Source organism: Pseudomonas sp. P106(2024) (assembly GCF_057480815.1).
The window spans coordinates 231,061-247,417 of sequence record NZ_JBLIYU010000005.1; the positions used below are offsets into that span (position 1 = coordinate 231,061).

The 16,357-nt window shown below is 62.7% G+C and carries 21 protein-coding genes and 2 pseudogenes; 10 read left to right on the top strand and 13 right to left on the bottom strand.

Annotated features, from left to right (window positions below; all coding sequences use genetic code 11):
• Positions 1-77 precede the first annotated feature (77 nt).
• On the top strand, positions 78-2,027 hold the full coding sequence (locus tag AC25M7_RS11485; protein ID WP_486971071.1) for an acetoacetate--CoA ligase: 1,950 nt from the start codon (positions 78-80) through the stop codon (positions 2,025-2,027).
• A gap of 53 nt (positions 2,028-2,080) precedes the next feature.
• Positions 2,081-2,356 carry a peptidylprolyl isomerase gene (locus tag AC25M7_RS11490; protein WP_008095636.1) on the top strand — a complete coding sequence of 92 codons (276 nt, stop codon included), beginning with the start codon at positions 2,081-2,083 and terminating at the stop codon, positions 2,354-2,356.
• Here the strand turns inward: AC25M7_RS11490 and AC25M7_RS11495 are convergent.
• The 3 genes and pseudogenes from AC25M7_RS11495 to AC25M7_RS11505 all read right to left on the bottom strand — a co-directional run bounded on the left by AC25M7_RS11495 (position 2,344) and on the right by AC25M7_RS11505 (position 4,225).
• Positions 2,344-2,802 carry a CZB domain-containing protein gene (locus tag AC25M7_RS11495; protein WP_486971093.1) on the bottom strand — a complete coding sequence of 153 codons (459 nt, stop codon included), beginning with the start codon at positions 2,800-2,802 and terminating at the stop codon, positions 2,344-2,346. The genes AC25M7_RS11490 and AC25M7_RS11495 overlap by 13 nt on opposite strands.
• 36 nt (positions 2,803-2,838) lie before the next feature.
• Positions 2,839-3,078: pseudogene (locus AC25M7_RS11500) on the bottom strand (methyl-accepting chemotaxis protein); the annotation flags it as partial.
• 523 nt (positions 3,079-3,601) lie between these two features.
• Complete coding sequence (locus AC25M7_RS11505; RefSeq protein WP_028688962.1) at positions 3,602-4,225, bottom strand: LysE family translocator; 624 nt, start codon at positions 4,223-4,225, stop codon at positions 3,602-3,604.
• A 136-nt stretch (positions 4,226-4,361) separates the two neighbouring features.
• On the opposite strand from AC25M7_RS11505, the gene AC25M7_RS11510 reads away from it, so the two are divergent.
• Both AC25M7_RS11510 and AC25M7_RS11515 read left to right on the top strand, forming a co-directional pair.
• Positions 4,362-5,177 carry an AraC family transcriptional regulator gene (locus tag AC25M7_RS11510; RefSeq protein ID WP_028688963.1) on the top strand — a complete coding sequence of 272 codons (816 nt, stop codon included), beginning with the start codon at positions 4,362-4,364 and terminating at the stop codon, positions 5,175-5,177.
• Between the two features lie 63 nt (positions 5,178-5,240).
• Positions 5,241-5,861 carry a LysE family translocator gene (locus AC25M7_RS11515; RefSeq protein WP_088852524.1) on the top strand — a complete coding sequence of 207 codons (621 nt, stop codon included), beginning with the start codon at positions 5,241-5,243 and terminating at the stop codon, positions 5,859-5,861.
• On the opposite strand, the gene AC25M7_RS11520 is transcribed toward AC25M7_RS11515, so the two are convergent.
• Positions 5,839-6,534: a metallophosphoesterase gene (locus tag AC25M7_RS11520; protein WP_186596908.1), complete on the bottom strand. Its 696-nt coding sequence runs from the start codon at positions 6,532-6,534 to the stop codon at positions 5,839-5,841. The genes AC25M7_RS11515 and AC25M7_RS11520 overlap by 23 nt on opposite strands.
• Before the next feature lie 74 nt (positions 6,535-6,608).
• Between AC25M7_RS11520 and AC25M7_RS11525 the strand changes: the two genes are divergently transcribed.
• A complete protein-coding gene (locus AC25M7_RS11525; protein WP_062363140.1) occupies positions 6,609-7,115 on the top strand; it encodes a DUF3016 domain-containing protein in 507 nt (168 codons plus the stop codon).
• A 3-nt stretch (positions 7,116-7,118) separates the two neighbouring features.
• Here the strand turns inward: AC25M7_RS11525 and AC25M7_RS11530 are convergent, their stop codons facing one another.
• Complete coding sequence (locus AC25M7_RS11530; protein ID WP_486971072.1) at positions 7,119-7,628, bottom strand: DUF2867 domain-containing protein; 510 nt, start codon at positions 7,626-7,628, stop codon at positions 7,119-7,121.
• 156 nt (positions 7,629-7,784) lie between these two features.
• Between AC25M7_RS11530 and AC25M7_RS11535 the strand changes: the two genes are divergently transcribed.
• Entirely contained in the window at positions 7,785-8,027 is a 243-nt protein-coding gene (locus tag AC25M7_RS11535) for a hypothetical protein (protein WP_028688968.1), read from the top strand.
• A 3-nt stretch (positions 8,028-8,030) separates the two neighbouring features.
• Here the strand turns inward: AC25M7_RS11535 and AC25M7_RS11540 are convergent, their stop codons facing one another.
• Entirely contained in the window at positions 8,031-8,531 is a 501-nt protein-coding gene (locus tag AC25M7_RS11540; RefSeq protein ID WP_088852522.1) for a methylated-DNA--[protein]-cysteine S-methyltransferase, read from the bottom strand.
• A 150-nt stretch (positions 8,532-8,681) separates the two neighbouring features.
• On the opposite strand from AC25M7_RS11540, the gene AC25M7_RS11545 reads away from it, so the two are divergent.
• Positions 8,682-9,191: a GNAT family N-acetyltransferase gene (locus AC25M7_RS11545; RefSeq protein ID WP_028688970.1), complete on the top strand. Its 510-nt coding sequence runs from the start codon at positions 8,682-8,684 to the stop codon at positions 9,189-9,191.
• Here AC25M7_RS11545 and fos read toward each other — a convergent pair.
• From fos to AC25M7_RS11565, 4 genes are all read right to left on the bottom strand, one after another.
• Positions 9,182-9,592: a fosfomycin resistance glutathione transferase gene (gene fos, locus AC25M7_RS11550; RefSeq protein ID WP_486971073.1), complete on the bottom strand. Its 411-nt coding sequence runs from the start codon at positions 9,590-9,592 to the stop codon at positions 9,182-9,184. The genes AC25M7_RS11545 and fos overlap by 10 nt on opposite strands.
• A gap of 78 nt (positions 9,593-9,670) precedes the next feature.
• Positions 9,671-10,018, bottom strand: a complete 348-nt coding sequence (locus tag AC25M7_RS11555; protein WP_232108862.1) for a hypothetical protein — start codon at positions 10,016-10,018, stop codon at positions 9,671-9,673.
• A gap of 137 nt (positions 10,019-10,155) precedes the next feature.
• On the bottom strand, positions 10,156-10,695 hold the full coding sequence (locus AC25M7_RS11560; RefSeq protein ID WP_062363130.1) for a GNAT family N-acetyltransferase: 540 nt from the start codon (positions 10,693-10,695) through the stop codon (positions 10,156-10,158).
• Between the two features lie 942 nt (positions 10,696-11,637).
• Complete coding sequence (locus AC25M7_RS11565; protein ID WP_028688974.1) at positions 11,638-11,877, bottom strand: YceK/YidQ family lipoprotein; 240 nt, start codon at positions 11,875-11,877, stop codon at positions 11,638-11,640.
• Positions 11,878-11,963: 86 nt separating this feature from the next.
• Between AC25M7_RS11565 and AC25M7_RS11570 the strand changes: the two are divergent.
• Positions 11,964-12,195 (top strand): annotated as a pseudogene (locus AC25M7_RS11570) (site-specific integrase); the annotation flags it as partial.
• A gap of 193 nt (positions 12,196-12,388) precedes the next feature.
• On the opposite strand, the gene AC25M7_RS11575 reads toward AC25M7_RS11570, so the two are convergent.
• A protein-coding gene (locus AC25M7_RS11575; RefSeq protein ID WP_486971074.1) for an IS5 family transposase occupies positions 12,389-13,242 on the bottom strand; the annotation gives its coding sequence in 2 pieces (ribosomal slippage) (positions 12,389-12,898 and positions 12,901-13,242; 852 coding nt in all).
• Positions 13,243-13,490: 248 nt separating this feature from the next.
• On the opposite strand from AC25M7_RS11575, the gene AC25M7_RS11580 reads away from it, so the two are divergent.
• Complete coding sequence (locus AC25M7_RS11580; protein ID WP_186596912.1) at positions 13,491-13,682, top strand: hypothetical protein; 192 nt, start codon at positions 13,491-13,493, stop codon at positions 13,680-13,682.
• A 24-nt stretch (positions 13,683-13,706) separates the two neighbouring features.
• On the opposite strand, the gene AC25M7_RS11585 is transcribed toward AC25M7_RS11580, so the two are convergent.
• On the bottom strand, positions 13,707-14,003 hold the full coding sequence (locus AC25M7_RS11585; protein ID WP_028688978.1) for a hypothetical protein: 297 nt from the start codon (positions 14,001-14,003) through the stop codon (positions 13,707-13,709).
• Positions 14,004-14,873: 870 nt separating this feature from the next.
• On the bottom strand, positions 14,874-15,203 hold the full coding sequence (locus AC25M7_RS11590) for a hypothetical protein (RefSeq protein WP_028688980.1): 330 nt from the start codon (positions 15,201-15,203) through the stop codon (positions 14,874-14,876).
• A 415-nt stretch (positions 15,204-15,618) separates the two neighbouring features.
• Between AC25M7_RS11590 and AC25M7_RS11595 the strand changes: the two genes are divergently transcribed.
• Entirely contained in the window at positions 15,619-16,347 is a 729-nt protein-coding gene (locus AC25M7_RS11595; RefSeq protein ID WP_082750482.1) for a site-specific integrase, read from the top strand.
• The last annotated feature ends 10 nt before the right edge of the window (positions 16,348-16,357 follow it).

Consider the following 16,357-nt stretch of genomic DNA (forward strand, 5'->3'; position numbering starts at 1 on the left):
AGCGAGGGCGAGACCATCGATTACAGGGATTGCGCTTGCCTGTTATCAGACCAGTAGCCATTTTCGAGGGTCCCGGCATGAACGACGTCCTCTGGCGCCCCTCCACCACCCGCATCGAAGCGAGCCGGATGGAAGCCTTCCGCCGCCGGGTCAACCGGCGCTTCAACCTCCAGCTCGACAGCTACGCCGCCCTGCACCGCTGGAGCATCGAACAGCGCCCACAGTTCTGGCAGGCCCTGGCCGAGTACTTCCATGTGCGCTGGCACACGCCACCGGCAAGCATCCTCGAGGAAGGCGAGCACATGACCGAGGCCCGCTGGTTCCGCGGCGCCACCCTGAATGTCGCCGAGCACCTGCTGCAGCGCCGAGACGATCGACCGGCCGTGGTGGCCGTGCGCGAGGACGGTACTCGCCACTGCCTCACCCACAACCAGCTGGCCGCCCAGGTGGCCGGGCTGCAACAGGCCTTCAGGCAGGCCGGCATCCAGCCCGGCGACCGTATCGCCGCGGTGATGCCCAACACCTGGGAAACCCTGGTGGCCATGCTCGCCGCCACCAGCCTCGGCGCGGTCTGGTCCAGTTGTTCACCGGAGTTCGGCACCCATGGCATCATCGACCGTTTCGGCCAGATCGCGCCCAGGCTGCTGGTGGCGTGCGCCGGTTATCAATATGCCGGGAAGGTCATCGACCAGGTGGAGAAGATCAACCAGGTCGTGGCCCAACTACCGAGCGTCGAGCAGTTGCTGGTGGTGCCGCACACTCGGCCGCAGACCCGTGCCGATGAGTTCATCGGTACACCGACGACCCTGTGGGCCGATTACTTCACGCCCGGCGGCACGCCGGCCTTCACCGCGCTCCCCTTCGACCATCCGCTCTATATCCTTTACTCCAGCGGTACCACCGGCGTGCCCAAGTGCATCGTCCACCGTGCCGGCGGCGTGCTGCTGCAACATCTGAAGGAACACGGTCTGCACAACGACCTCAAGGCCGACGACGTGCTGTTCTACTACACCACCTGCGGCTGGATGATGTGGAACTGGCTGGTCAGCGGCCTGGCGGTCGGCGCCACCCTGGTGCTGTACGACGGCTCGCCGTTTCATCCGGGCCCCGAGCGCCTGATCGACCTGATCGACGCCGAAGGGATCCATGCCTTCGGCACCAGCGCCAAGTACCTTGCCGCACTGGAACAGGCGAGCGTCGAACCGGCAAGCTCCCACCGCCTCGACAGCCTGCGGCTGATCCTCTCCACCGGATCGCCCCTGTCACCACACAGCTACGACTATGTATACGCCAAGGTGAAGCCCGACGTGTGCCTGGCGTCCATGTCCGGTGGCACCGATATCGTCGCCTGCTTCGTGCTCGGCAACCCGCTGCTGCCGGTGCGCCGCGGCGAAATCGCCGGCAAGGGCCTGGGCATGGCGGTGGACGTGTGGAATGAACAGCGGCAATCGATCACTGGCGAGAAAGGCGAGCTGGTCTGTACCCAGCCCTTTCCTTCGATGCCGCTGGGGTTCTGGGGGGACGACGATGGTAGCCGCTACCATGACGCCTATTTCAGCCAGTTCGAGGGTATCTGGTGCCAGGGCGACTATGCCGAGCAGATCCCGGGCGGCGGCCTGGTGATCCACGGCCGCTCCGATGCCGTGCTCAACCCCGGCGGCGTACGCATCGGCACCGCGGAGATCTATCGCCAGGTGGAAAAGGTCGAGGAGGTACTGGAGAGCGTGGCCATCGGCCAGGACTGGCACAACGACGTGCGCGTGGTGCTGTTCGTGCGCCTGCGCGACGGCCTGCAACTGGACGACGCCCTGCGCCAGCGCATCCGCCTGGTGATCCGCCAGTACACCACGCCGCGCCATGTGCCGGCGGTGATCGCCCAGGTCGACGATATCCCGCGCACCCTCAGCGGCAAACTGATGGAGCTGGCGATCCGCAACGTGGTGCATGGCCTGCCGGTGAAGAACACCGATGCGCTGGCCAACCCCGAGGCGCTGGAGCAGTTCCGCGACAGACCGGAGTTACGCTGATGACGCCATCAGGCATAATGTCGACCTTTTGCCCCCGAAGCACAGGTAAGCCCATGAAAGCCCAAGCCCGCCACATCCTGGTCAAGACCGCTGACGAAGCCGAAAAGCTCAAGCAGCGCATCGCCAACGGCGAGGCCTTCGACGTGCTGGCGAAGAAATTCTCCACCTGTCCGTCCGGCAAGCGCGGCGGCGACCTGGGCGAGGTGCGCCCGGGCCAGCTGGTCGGCGCCATCGACCAGGTGATCTTCAAGAAGCCCCTGCGCGTGGTACACGGGCCGATCAAGAGCAAGTTCGGCTATCACCTGGTGCAGACGTTCTACCGCGACTGAGCCTCATCGGCGCGGCGCCTTTGCAGCAGCGCTGGCGATTGTTCGCCACTGGCGACCACGCGCTCCAAGCCTTCCTGCACGGCCAGGCTGGCGCTTTCCATGTCGGCCACTGCCTTGAGCATCGCTGCGGTATTGCCGCTGGCATGGGCATCAATGGCGTCGAATGCGCAACGGTGCACGGCGGCATGGGGCGCGTCGATGTCCTTGTATCCTGCAAGATGTGAATAGTGCAGGGCCCCGTCCCCCTCGCGATACCACTTGCCCAAGCGGCAAAGGGTATGGTCGGTAAAGTCCGCGCCGCGCTCCTGCGAGACCCCGAACAGCACCTTGTAGACGCGGAACTTGTAGATCAGGTGGTCGAGCTTGGCCAGCTCGCAGAAACTGCGCAGCGCCGACACCGATGCCGAACCCTCCGCCACCGTCGACATGTCCAGCAACTGGCGCATGGTACTGGCCGCCGTCTGGCCAACACCGCTGTACGATGACGAATGCTCGGCCAGGCTGGCGATATGCCCGCGGCTTTGCGCACTGTCGGCTCGAATGGCCGAGACCAGCGTGCCGATTTCGGCAGTGGCGTCCGCCGTGCGCCTGGCCAGGGTCCTGACTTCATCCGCGACCACGGCAAAGCCGCGCCCGGCATCCCCAGCCCGCGCCGCCTCGATGGCCGCATTCAGGGCCAGCAGGTTGGTCTGGTCCGCCACCTCGCGGATGATCTCCAGCACACCACCGACCTGCTGGGCTTGGTGATCGAGCCTGCCAACCTTCTCCGACGCCTCGCCGGAGGCATCGGCCAGTTGCTCAAGATTGGTCGCGATGGCATCAATGCTGGCCTGGTTGCTGCTGGCGATACCCTGGATGCGGATGGCGTACTGCCTTTCCTGCGCCATGCTGTGGGCGAGGCTGGCGAACGAGGTCTGGGTCATTTCCAGGGAATGCGAGAATGCCGAGAGGTTGCCGGCCAGGTGGGCGAGCACCTGGTTCTCCCGTGCCAGTTCCGTGGCCTTCGATTCTGCCTCGCGGGCGCGCTGCTCCCACGCCGCCAGCTGTGAGCGGCTACGTTCGAGCGCGAGGTTCAGCTCCTTGATCTGCGGGTCTTGCCGACCTGCCTTGCTCCACCACTTCACACCACGCTCCCGGGATAGACCCACCTATTGTCACCCGGCGCAAAAGCGCCGGGCAGAAACAGGGAAAGGTGTCAGCAAGCGCACAGTGCGGCAATACTCAGCTGCACTGAAAAACAGCGGATCAACGACGAGCCGCGAGCAGGCCAAGCCCCGCGCACCCCAGTAGCGAGGCACTCACCCGGTTGAACAGCCGACGTGGCCCGGGTCGTTCGAACCAGCGCTGCAGGTAGGCGCCGAGCCCGGCGTAGATGGCGATAGCCGCCCACTCCAGCAGCAGGAACAGCACGCCCAGCTGCAGGAACTGCTCGCTCACCGGCGTGGCGCTGCCCACCGAGACGAACTGCGGCAGGAAGGCGGTGAAGATAAGAATGGCCTTGGGGTTGCCCGCCGCCACCCAGAACTCCTGGCGCGCCAGCTTCCAGGTGCCGCGCGGCTGCTCGCCGGCCACCACCGCCTCGCCGACCGGCGCCCGCCACAGCTGCCAGGCGATATAGAACAGGTAGCCAGCGCCCAGCACCTTGATCGCCAGGAACAGGTACTCGCTGGTGTGCAGTACCACGGCCAGGCCCATGGCAGCCAGGGCAATCATGCCGCTGAAGGCCAGCAAGCGCCCGGCGCCGGCCACGCAGGCGGTGCGCAGGCCGTAACGGCTGGCGTTGTGCAGGGACAGCAGGTTGTTGGGGCCCGGCGCCATGTTCAGGGCGAAACAGGCGGGGATGAACAGCAGCAGGCTCGACAGGTCCATTATTCTTCTCCAGCGGTGACCGTCGCAGCGTCGCGCCCGGCGGGCAGGCGCGTCAAGCACAGTGGCACGGTAAATGGCCGGAACAGCAGGCACGCGCTAGACTGGCGCCCTGCGCTCCCCTCCAGGCCCTCTCGCCATGACCCCATCGAGCAGCGAAATCTGGCACGACCCGGCCCTGCCCTACGTCGAGAGCCGACGCGCCTGCCACAGCCGTGCCTGCTACAAGGCCCACAGCCACCCGAGCTTTTCCATTGGTGCGGTGGATGCCGGTCATAGCCGCTTCACCGGGGCCGGCGACGGACAGGTGCGGCTGGCACCCGGCACCTTGGTGTTCGTGCCGGCCCAGCGGGTGCATGCCTGCAACCCCGAAGCCGGACAGGCCTGGAGCTACCAGATGCTGCACCTGGACGCCGATTGGCTGCGTTGCCTGCGCCTGGAGTCGGGGATTGCCGCCGACCAGCCCAGCGCGGCGGCCCGGATCAGCCGTTCGGCAGCTCTGTACCGGCGGTTTTGCACACTGAACACCCTGCTGTTTTCCAGGGCGACGGCGTTCGAGAAAGAGGCGGCACTGGTGGCCTTTCTCGGCGACAACGACTTCTCCATCCATCCGCACCTGCCACCTGCGCCGCCCTTGCCACCTTCGACACTCCGCGACCTGCTGGGCCATGCCGAAGAGCAGACGCTGGCCGAACTGAGCCTCGACCGCCTGGCACGGTTGGCCGGCATGGGGCGCTATCAATTGATCCGCGCCTTCAGCCTCGCCACCGGCATGACGCCCCATGCCTACCTGCTCAACGCCCGTGTAAACAAGGCTCGGCAACTGTTGCGCCAGGGCCAGCCGCTGGCTGAAGTCGCCTACGGCCTGGGCTTTGCCGACCAGAGTCACTTCCAGCGGGTGTTCAAGGCGCATGCCGGGGTAACACCGGGGACATACCGCGCAGCCTTGCAATAATCTTCAATACCCGCCCTGTCGCCCCGCCACAGACTGCGGCTTCCTCTCCCTGGAAGCCCGACCATGCAACTGTTCCTGCTCATCGCCACCGCCCATTTCCTCGCCCTGCTCTCGCCAGGGCCGGACTTTTTCCTGGTGGCCCGGACCTCGGCCAGCGCCGGCTGGCGGGTGGCCAGTGGCGCCTGCGCCGGCATCGCCCTGGCCAATGGCGTGTTCATTGGCGCGGCGTTCGCCGGGGTGTCGTTCCTGCGCGACGGCAGCCCGCTGTTCGTCGCCCTGCAACTGGCCGGCTGCGGCTACCTGCTGTACATCGGGCAACTGTTCCTGCGCCATGCTGGAAAGAGCGGCCTGACGGGTGCCGCCGCCCATGCTTCATCCCACGCCGGCAGTTGGCTGAACAGCCTGGGCATGGGCTTCGCCTCGGGCATCCTCAACCCGAAGAACGCACTGTTCTACGCCAGCCTGGCCAGCATGACCGCCAGCAGCGGCGCCCTGGCCAAGCTGGCCTATGGCATGTGGATGTTCGCCATCGTCCTGGCCTGGGATCTGCTGGTGGCCGTGGCCATCGGCAATCAGCGGGTGCTGCACCGCTTCGCCCGCGCCCTGCCCTGGCTGGAACGGACTTCGGGGGTGATGCTGATCCTGCTCGCCAGCGGCGTGCTCATGCACCTGGCCTTGGGCTGAGCAACGTCAGCCCCCGCAGCTCGAGCAGGCTGAAGTGACCACGGCTCCAGCCGCCGGTGTCCAGGTGCCAGACGTTGCCCAGCACCTTCACCTCCAGCACTGGCGTATGCCCGACCAGCAAGGCACGCAGGCCCTTCACCGGTCGGCTGTCGCCCTCCTTCAGGCGCCGTCGCGACCACTGGCACACCTCGCGCACCTCGGGGTCATCCCCAGCCTGCAGGTTCACGCATAGATGCTCCCAGTCATCGAACGGGCTGTCGGCGTGCAGCAGCCCGACCGGACCGTTGGGTGTGTCGACCTGCAACGCGATCGGCAGTCGCTCGAACGCCTCGACGAAACGCGCCTGCTCCGTTTTCGGCAGGTCGAGGAACCAGCCGCCGCCGGCCGCCCGGTACATGTCCAGGTCAACCCGCCCGCCGCGCAGGTGATTGACCGCCAGTGACTCGTGGTTGCCCTGCACCGCGTGGAACCAGGGCTTGGCCAGCCATTCCAACGCCTGCGGGCTGGCCGGCCCGCGGTCGACCAGGTCACCGACGCTGAACAGACGGTCCACCGCCGGATCGAATTCGACGGCCTCGAGGCATTCCTGCAAGCGTTCGAAGTGCCCGTGAATATCACCCACGGCCAGGTCACGCCCGCGGGTATTGGCGGTCATCCGCCGAAAAGCGCTCATTGCATCAGTCCTCTGCTTATGCTCCGTACCGGCGTAAAATAGGCAGGCAAGCCGCCCCAACCCGGAGGTGCATCATGCGTACCACCCTGGCCAGCGCCCTGTTGCTGGTGCTGGCATTCGACAGCATGGCACAGGGCACCCCGACCGCGCAGGTCGAGGTGCGTTTCGACCACCCGGAAAAATTCCGCGATGCCAGCCTCGACAACCGCGGCTATCCCCAAGGCGCCGACCCGCAAGTGATGAAGGCCCTCACCCAGCACCTGCAGAAGCTCGGCCAGCGCTACCTGCGACCCGGCCAGCAACTGGTCATCGACATCCGCGACATCGACCTGGCCGGGCGCTTCGAGCCCTGGCACAGCCAGGCCTACGATGTGCGCTTCATGCGCGAGGTAACCTGGCCCAGCATCGACCTCGACTACACCCTCCAGCAGCCAGGGCAGGCCGCGCTCAAGGCCCAGGAACACCTGAGCGACAAGATGTACCTCAGCCGCCCCGGCCGCCTGGGCAGTCACGACCGGCTGTATGCGGAAAAGGCCATGCTCGGTGATTGGTTCCGTCAACGCTTCGCGCCGCCGTCCTGATCGTCACCGCGCCAGCCGGCGCAGGGCGATGGGCGCGATCAAGCGATGGAACGGCGCCACCGGCAGCATGTACAGGCGGCCCAGCCAGTTGTGCGTGCGCACCACGGTGCTGACCAGCACCTCGCACCGCCCCGGGGCCGTCGGGCGACGCATCAGGGCGATGTGTACGTCCAGATGATGATCGCGGTCGACCAACAGCACCTCATTCGCGCTGTTGCTGATCAACGTAAAGATGCCCACCCGCTCTCCGGGCTGGTAGCTGTCCGGGGCGCGGGCTGGATCGATGGCGGTCAACCGGCCCAGGTTCTTCAGCCCAAGCAGCCCGACCAGGCGATTGCGTAGGACCATCAGTTCGTCGATCCAGCCGGGCATGCTCGCCATCAGGCGCAGGAAGTGCGCCATGGCGGGCTGCCCGTCGTCCGCCAGGTCGATCGCCCGGCAATGACGAAAGCCCGCCTGCGCGGCGTAGGGGGCGATCAATGAGTCGGCGGGTATGGCTGCGGCATGGGTCATTGCGGTCTCGTCCGTGAAATCGACACATCGGCGCTGGGAGTCAGCGCCCATCGATTGTATCCTCGTCAGCCGACGACATGCCAAGGACGGATGCACCATGAGGAGCCGCATGCTACGACCGGTCTCACCGGCAGGCACTGCCGGGGTATCGCCCCTATGAAGTATGTGCTGGTGATCCTGGCCAGCTATACCAGCGCCTGGTATCTGGTGGGCACCCTGATTCGCGGACGCTTGGCCGATATTGCCGAAGGCCTGCGCCATCGCCCGGACGCCCCGCCTCCAGGGCAGTACCTGCGAGAAGTCGAAGCCCACGCCCGCCGCGCACACCGCCACTACAGCCTGTTTGCGGGCACGCTGTTGGCCCTCGTGTTGGCGCTGCTCTGTTTCTGGCTCGACTGACGCCTAGAAATCCAGCGCCAGGCTCTGCCGCCCTTCCAGTGCCAACAGGAACTGCTTGGCCGGCAGGCCGCCGGCAAAACCGGTGAGACTGCCCGAGGCTCCGATCACCCGGTGGCACGGTGCGATGATCGAGATCGGGTTGCGTCCGTTGGCCGCGCCTACCGCACGGACCGCATCGGGCTTGCCGATCTGCCGTGCGATCTCGCCGTAGCTGCGGGTCTGGCCGAAGGGAATGGTCAACAGCGCCGCCCAGACCTCCCGCTGGAACTCGGTGCCGGCGAAATCCAGTTCCAGCTCGAAACGCTGGCGTTGCCCGGCAAAGTACTCGCCCAGCTGGCGGGCGGTCTCGCGCAGCACGCCGTGCCGGTCGTCGCGGTGCAGGTCGCCCAGGCGCACCCGGTTCTCCCGCTCGTGCTCCCACAGCACGGCGGCCAGCCGCTCGCCCCGCGCCACCAGGGTCAAGGGGCCGACAGGCGATTGCATGAGGGTGAAGGCACAAGACATGACAGGCTCCGGCAAGACGACGATCGCTGCACTCTACCCATCGCGGCACGACGGCGCATCCGCTTTCTTGCCCGGCCATCGCCACTGGCCAGCTTTGGCCTGCGCCTCGTACACTGAGGCGCCACTCGTTTTTCAAAGGATGGAAACACAGTGAACGACCCATCGCCCGACATCGTCATCGAACGTTTTGCCGAGCAGCATCTGCAGGGCATTACTGCGCTCTACAACGAACCTGCCGTGTGCCGCCAGGTACTGCAGATGCCCTATCAGTCCGTCGAAGTCTGGCGTGAGCGCCTGGCCACCTACCATGAGCGACAGGTCCGCCTGGTGGCGGTGCACCAGGGCCAGGTGATCGGTAACATCGGCCTCGACCAGAGCACGCGCATTCGCCAGGCGCACCTGGGCGAGCTGCTCATGGGTGTTGCCCAGGCCTGGCAAGGCAGGGGCGTCGGCTCGCGGCTGATGGCCGCCATCCTCGACATTGCCGACAACTGGATGAACCTGCGCCGGGTCCAGCTCACCGTCTACGCCGACAATGAGCCGGCGCTGGCGCTGTATCGCAAGTTCGGCTTCGAGACCGAAGGCCGGCTGCGCGATTACGGCGTGCGTGACGGGGTGTATGTCGATGCGCTGTGCATGGCGCGGATGCGTCAGCCGTAGAACACCATGCCCGCGTAGGGCTTGGCCCGACAGGCCGCCAGCCGCGACTGCAGATCGCCGACATGGGCTTCGAGCTGGTGGCCGTCCGGGTCGAGGAAGTACAGCGAATCGCCCTCGCTGCTGTCCTGTTTCCAAAGTTGCACGGCATGCTCATGCAAGCGCTGGGCGAATGCCACGAAGTCGGCCTGGCGGATGGAAAATGCGTAGTGCGTGTAGTTGCGCTGTAAGTCGCCTGCCTCGATCTGGTCGACCGACAGGCACAGCCAAAGGTCGTCCAGACTCAGATAAGCACCGTGGTCCCAGCGCGCATCAAGCTTGAAGCCCAGGACCTGCTGATAGAACACGATGCTGTCCGGCAGGCTGGAAACCGCCAGGGTGAGATGGTTGAGTCCGTTCAACATGAGGGGCACCTGAGGTGAAGTGAGGCGGGATCGCTTCACGGAGCGCGATGGAAACGAGCGCGCCCCGCTACGCTGCGATCATACCCGCGAACACATCAGCGCGGCATCGAGCAGACGCCCCTTGTCATACCAGGCATCACGCTGGTACGCCGAGAACTGATGCTGCCCGGCGGCGCCTTGAACCTTGACCAGCCCCTCGGCCTTGTTCGGGTCGGTGCTGGCGACAAACAGCTCCAGGGCGTCCTGGTTCTGCATGACATAGGTCGTGGCCGTATCGGGAAGCTCGGCCTTGACGCAGTTCAGGTACTCCGGCGGGCTTTTCGAGGTCATGCCGAAAGTGTTGTCTCGGCCCGCGCGGATATCGGGATCATGTGCGCAGCCGGCCAGCAACAGGCTGGCCACCACTGCCATCGTCAAACGGCTCATACAGACTCCAACCACCCCAGCAGCAAGCCCTGGACAGGGTCATACACCCACCACCCTTTTTAATAGTCTGCTTACGATCTACAAGACTAGCCCGGGGTGACGGGCACGGTAGGCCGGTTCGCTATATCGCCAGGCTTTCAGGTCGGCTTGTCTATTCGGTAGAGCACATGCGGGCGCAATGCATTGCCTTCAGGCACCGTTGGGTCGGGGAAGTCCTCCGCCGGGTCCGAACGCATACCCAGCCGCTCCATCAATGCCCGTGATGGGGTATTGATGCTGGAGGTGTAGCCGATGACTTGCCTTAATCCAAGCGTCGACCAGGCGTGCTCCAGGCATGCGCTGGCCGCCTCGAATGCGTAGCCCTGCCGCCAGTGGCTGCGTCCGAGGATCCAGCCGATTTCGACCTGCGGGCCGCCCGGGATCTCATCCCCGGTCAGGGACAGCCCAAGCCCACCGACCAATGCGCCATCGGCCTTGCGCTCGACGGCGACGAAACCGAACCCATGGACCTGCAGATGTTGATCGCAGTCCGCGAGCATCGACCGGGTTTGATCGGAAGACAGTATCGCAGGGTAGTAGTAGCGCCTGACTTCGGGGTCGGCATTGACGAGGGCAAAGGCCTCGATGTCCCGATCGGCCCAGGGGCGCAGGACAAGACGCGGTGTTTCGATGAACATGGGTAAACTGAAACTCCCTTCTACCAGGCACTCCTCGCAACAAGGAGGTTGCCATGCCACTACTGGATCTTGAGTCAATAGCGAAGGTTTGCCCCACGCGTGGAAATCCACCGTGCTGGGATAGGTGGGGTGTTCGAACATCAAGGTGCTGCGCATGGACCAGATGCCCGTCGAGGCAGAGGTGCATGACTACACCGAGGGGTTGCTGGTCATTTCGCAGAGCAGCGTTGCCGAGCGCTGATCCGCTCTCTCGTTGACCTCATACGATCCAACCATCCCATCAGAACTCCCCTGGCCGGCAAAGACTGAATCATATTCGATACCCGGCTGCTGGGTCGATGTTGCCGTGGCGTGCAGGCACAAGCGCCAGTTCAGGGGCCGTATCCCCAGGAATGGGGATCAGGCACCGGCCTGGAGAAACACAAAAACCGCCACCACATCCAAAGCCAGCACGGCAGCCACGACGAAGCTCATGAAATCGAAATCATTCTGGAACATGTCCGCTCTCCCCGCATGATCGCTTTCCTGGGTTCAAGCAACTCCCATTCCAGCCTGCCCGCGCCGGGGCCATGTCCATTGGTCAGGCGAGACGGGCGTTTCGGGCAAACAGGCGTTTACTGATGATCATGCCCCTGGCTCGCGCAAGGATGCCCATCAAGGTGTGCCCCCATGAGACGCATCCAGAAGATCATCCAGCAGCGCCGTCGGCAGCTGCATGTCCACATTCCGCCCAGCGAATTGAAGGGGATGCAGTCTGGCGATGGGCCCAGCGCGGCGAAACCGCTGCCACCGCGAGAGGTTCGTCAGGCAGGAATGAGAAGAACCGCACTCGAAGGGGCAGCCACTGACTGAGCAGGCCCTGCCCGAACCGTCAGCGAGCGCCAGCCGGATGCTGCGCGCTGCACTTGCCGTTGGAAGGCTCAGCCAATGACTGGCCCATGATCAGAGGTTGCAGGTGTATTGATACTCAAAGGGAAAGAAAACGGTGTCCACCACCAGGGAAAACGGCGCATCAATCAGTAAAAAAGGGATCAGCTTGCCTTTGGAGGTGCCGACCAGCCACCAATCGAACCTGAGGCCGATGTAGGGGCATCGGTGCTTGTCATAATCCATGCGCATGGCGGTAGCCATGCACCCACTCAAGCTGGCTATCAGCACCAGTAAAATCGCCTTGCAAATCACGTAACGTCCTTTTTGCTTCCTTGCACAGACCTCTATAGACGCCGTTGCGTGGCGTGGGTCACCCACTGGCGCCCATGGTGAAGAGGCTGAGTGAACTGGGGATCAGGAGAGCCCCATGCAACTGTCGTCACACCTACGCGACAATAGCCGCAATGTCTGGCCTCAACTCCCGCATTTATCACCCAACAGCTGGGTTACAGCGTGCGCATGCTGCTGTCGACGCATGCGCGTTGGCTCAACTCAAGCTCCGACTGGAACGAGCTGGACACGCTCAGGATTGGTATCAGATCGGTATCAGCTGAAAATCCAGCCACGTAAGTTACTGATAGGTAAGCGCTTTGATCTCCACCGCTAATATCACCATGCGCTATACGATGGGATTTGGCGGGTGGGGATGTGTCGATTTTGTTGGGCCAAATCCCCTCAATCCCCTACCGGAACGCATCCGCTGGTTCGCAAATTGGTCCGAATCTGGTCTGAGATGCCCCATGCCGAATGTGCATAAGGCTTTCTAGGCACTGTACGAAAAGTAATGTCGTAAACACCGCCGCCAGCAAGCCAGCGTGAGCATCGCAGCGAAGCTTTCCGCTAGCTTGCAATAGCCTGTACCCAGGCGGCGGTGCTCCTTCAACCAACCAAATAGGCGTTCGATAGCGTTCCGCTGCCGATACTTGGGCTTGTCAAATAGCCGCGGCAAGCCCGGCTTCGGCTTGCGTTTCATGTCACGCAGCGGAATCACCGGCTGCATCCGATAGCGGTCGCAGTATTGCCGCAAGGATTCTGCGTCATAGCCTTTGTCGGCCAGGAGCCAGCGGCAGCGCTTGCGTGGCCTACCTCGATTCGAAGGGATGTGGACACCGTCCAGCAGGCGCTGAGCATGGGAGATGTCGCTGGCATTACCACCAGAGAGCGTGAAGAGGAGTGGGATGCCACGGGCGTCACTGACCATGTGAATTTTCGTCATCAACCCGCCCCGGCTTCGTCCAAGTGCGTGGTCCGTTGGTTCTTCAGCCCCCCTTTTTTGCCTGCTCCGGCAGAGGCACGGGTGGCCCTCACGGCGGTTGAGTCGATGCACCAGGTGGTCAAGTCAATCTGGCCCTGTGCATTGAGTTTGAGGTGTAACCGCTTGAGCATCTTGTTGAAGGTTCCTTGGTTTCGCCAGTCTCGAAATCGTTGATAGACCGTCGACCACGGCCCGAACCGTTCAGGCATGTCCCGCCAGGTTGCACCTGAGCACAGCACCCACAACACGCCGTTGAGCATCAAGCGATCATCGACTCTTGGGCGTCCTGTACGTCGATGTGCGGTGAAGAGATCCGCGACTATTTCCCATTCTGCATCGGAAAGTTCGTATCGCTTGGACATGGCAGAATCCTTCGCCTAAAAAGCGAGAACTCTACGGAAAATCAGGCCGCCAGAGACTCCGGTGAGGTTTCAAAGGTTTTCATACAGAACCTAGGGCCTTCGAAGACAGCCACCTCCGCGACAAGCATGGTAGCGAGGCGCCGACTTTCATTGTCGAGAAAGGCACGGGCTACTCGTTCACCTCCGAATACTGGCACCTCTATGCCGATGCCAACGAGGGGGTGGACAAGTATTCCTGTCAGGTGCAGATGGCGTTCACTGGTGAAGGTGAGTGCTACTCCCTGCGTGTTGGCGAAACCGACATGAAGAAGTCGCTGATTCTTGGCAGCGCGTACGGCGCCGAGGCCTTGGTACTGAACCTGTACACGGGCGGCACCAAGGTTGAATACGAGCAGATGTACGTTGGTAACATCCGCTACAGCGAAGAAGCCTACGACTGACTTCACTGCACAGCCGGCAGCGCTTTAGGAGTCCGCACCCTTTACCTGGCAGACCCCGTTGGCTCGGTTCTTACCGGTATATGAAACATCAGGCGAGCCATCCGGGTTGATCGACAGCGAGATAGTCACATCGCTGCCCTTGGCTTCGAAGTAGTTGTCGTTGAACTTCTTCAGCTTTGCTTCCTTGCCATTGATGTAGATCGGGCCGCCCTTGTCGGCGTGAACCTCGATGTTTCCTGGGCATGTGGCGTTCACCAGCGGAATACCGGCTTGGGCCGCGCCAGACACCACCAACAATGTCCCCAACACTAATCTCTTCATCTCACACTCCTTGGTGGATTGACCGAGAAGGAAGCAATAGCCCAATTTGGAGCTGCCCACCAGTACCTCAACGATTATCGTGCAGCTCAGGCGGCCATGCGCTGAAGAAGATGTAGACGCCTGGTCCACCGATCCAGGCCCAGCTGATGCTTGGCCACACTACCGCCGCAGCGATCCAAGCGACGATCAGAGTTGCCCCAGTGCGCCGCCGGCGCCTTGGAGTGAGCCACTCCTGCAAAGCCTTATGCCTCTCCCGCAACCCCATTACCACGCTCCTTGTTTGGTAAGCGGCGAAGCATACCACTCGCTTAACTGAGCCACATACGGCGTTGCCCGCCAGCGCCTTCCCCTATTCAACGATAACGCCGACCCAGAGGAGATGACCATGCCAACAGAAAACCGATCCAGCAACATGCACAGGGCAAGCTGCGCGCCCCTAGGAGGACGGCTCGATTGCCAGATCTGTGTTACAGGAAAGGTCTGAGCAGGGATCGAGGCTGAAAGTCGCAGATCCTCTGCGACTTCGGATCAACCTGACAACGGAGCTTGAGCTTTCTGGCTGAGGAAGATGACCCAAGCGTCATATGACTTCTGGTGCCAGGCCACCGCATCGTCCCAAGGGACGCCTTTAATCTCGCCGCTAGAAACCAGGTACCTGAGCCTGGAACTTGAGGCATCCAGTTCGAGGAGGTGCCGATGAGCCATGTATCGAAAATCATCATTGCTTAGCATTGGACTGATGTCCTAAAGGGCTGGCCCGAGAATACGTGCCGATGTCCCTGCGCCGTCATTGTGACACTAAATTGAAGCGATCACTTAGGGAATCCGTACGGAGCACATTTGTACTCCATCCAACTGTACCTCTCCCCTCTACTTTGCGAGTCGCGATCCCTTCCTCGGCAAGGGTTGTCTCGCTTGAACGGGTATCGCCGGAAAGGTGGTTGCAACCCATTCCTTCGCATGCTGCAGCGCCCATGCCATTGCCGCACTCATGGTCTGCCCCTTGCAGTCTGCATAGCTCTCTTCGACCAGCATTTCACCCTTCTCTTTGTAGATACCAAAGAAGAGCTGGGTAGCCCCGAGAGGCGAAGTGCGCACTTGTACATTGATCAGGGTGCCGCAGGACAGACGCTCATCGCAGTTGCGGAAATGCAGCTGCGGATCGGCCCAATCCCAGTACACCTTCCCGCGATTACGCATGGTCGGGCCTTCGAGAAGAATGGAAGAAAGTTGACGTAACAGTCAGCGTATAGAGCTTCCTCAGCTTATCCAGAAATAAATTGAATCGGTTACGAACTTTCACAACTGCCGCGATATGGCGGCCAAGGAATCGTCATGTCTGAAATACTCAAACTGGAGCGCGGCCGCACCTATCGCGGCAAGAAGCCCGCATGCGTGCGCAGCTGCGGCTTGGTGAACGATCGCACCGTTATCTATATCGGCGTGGACAAGGTCCAGTACGACGGACCATCAGTGGCCCCTGGGCGCCACTATCCGCGCATGCCGATAGACAGGTTCCTACAGTGGGCCGGTCGCGATGTGACCGACGAACTGCCGCCAGGGGAATACGCATCCTGGCCACCAGCAAAGCAGGCAGCATCTGGAAGGCGCCGCAATGAGCGCAAGGATCGTCTGCCAGTTCAGTTGCGGCGCCGCTTCGGCGGTGGCCACCAAGCTGGCCTTGGCAGAGTACGGCAGCACGCACGACGTGCAGATCATCAATGCGTTCCTTGCCAATGAGGAATCCGACAACCGCCGATTCGCCCAGGACTGCGAAACATGGTTCGGCCAGCCGATCACCGTCCTGCGGGACGAGAAGTACGGCGCCGACGCCCACGAGGTGTTTCGCCGCAAGCGCTACATGAAAGGCCGAACCGGGACGCCGTGTACCAAGATCCTCAAGCGGCGCTTGCTCGACTCGTGGAAACAGCCAGGTGATGTGATGGTGTTCGGTTACACCGCCGAGGAAGCCGACCGCCTGGAAGACTTCAGGGAGCGAAACCCAGACCGCCCAGTGATCGTCCCGCTGATTGACCGCAGCTTGGGCAAGGATGACTGCAAGGCCATCCTGCTGCGTGCGGGCATCGAGCTGCCCCTGATGTACCGGCTACTCCGACGACTAGGGATTCGATACCGGCCGCCATACAACTGCCGCCACACCTATGCGACAATATGTTTAATGTCTGGTCTCAACCCCGCATTTATCGCCCAACAGCTCGGGCACAGCGTGCAGATGCTCTTATCGACGTATGCACGCTGGATCAACTCGTCCAGCGACTGGCAGGAGCTCGAAAAGCTCCAAATTGGTCCGAAATTGGTCCGTAGCTGCGAAGACTCCACGTAAGTTATTGATA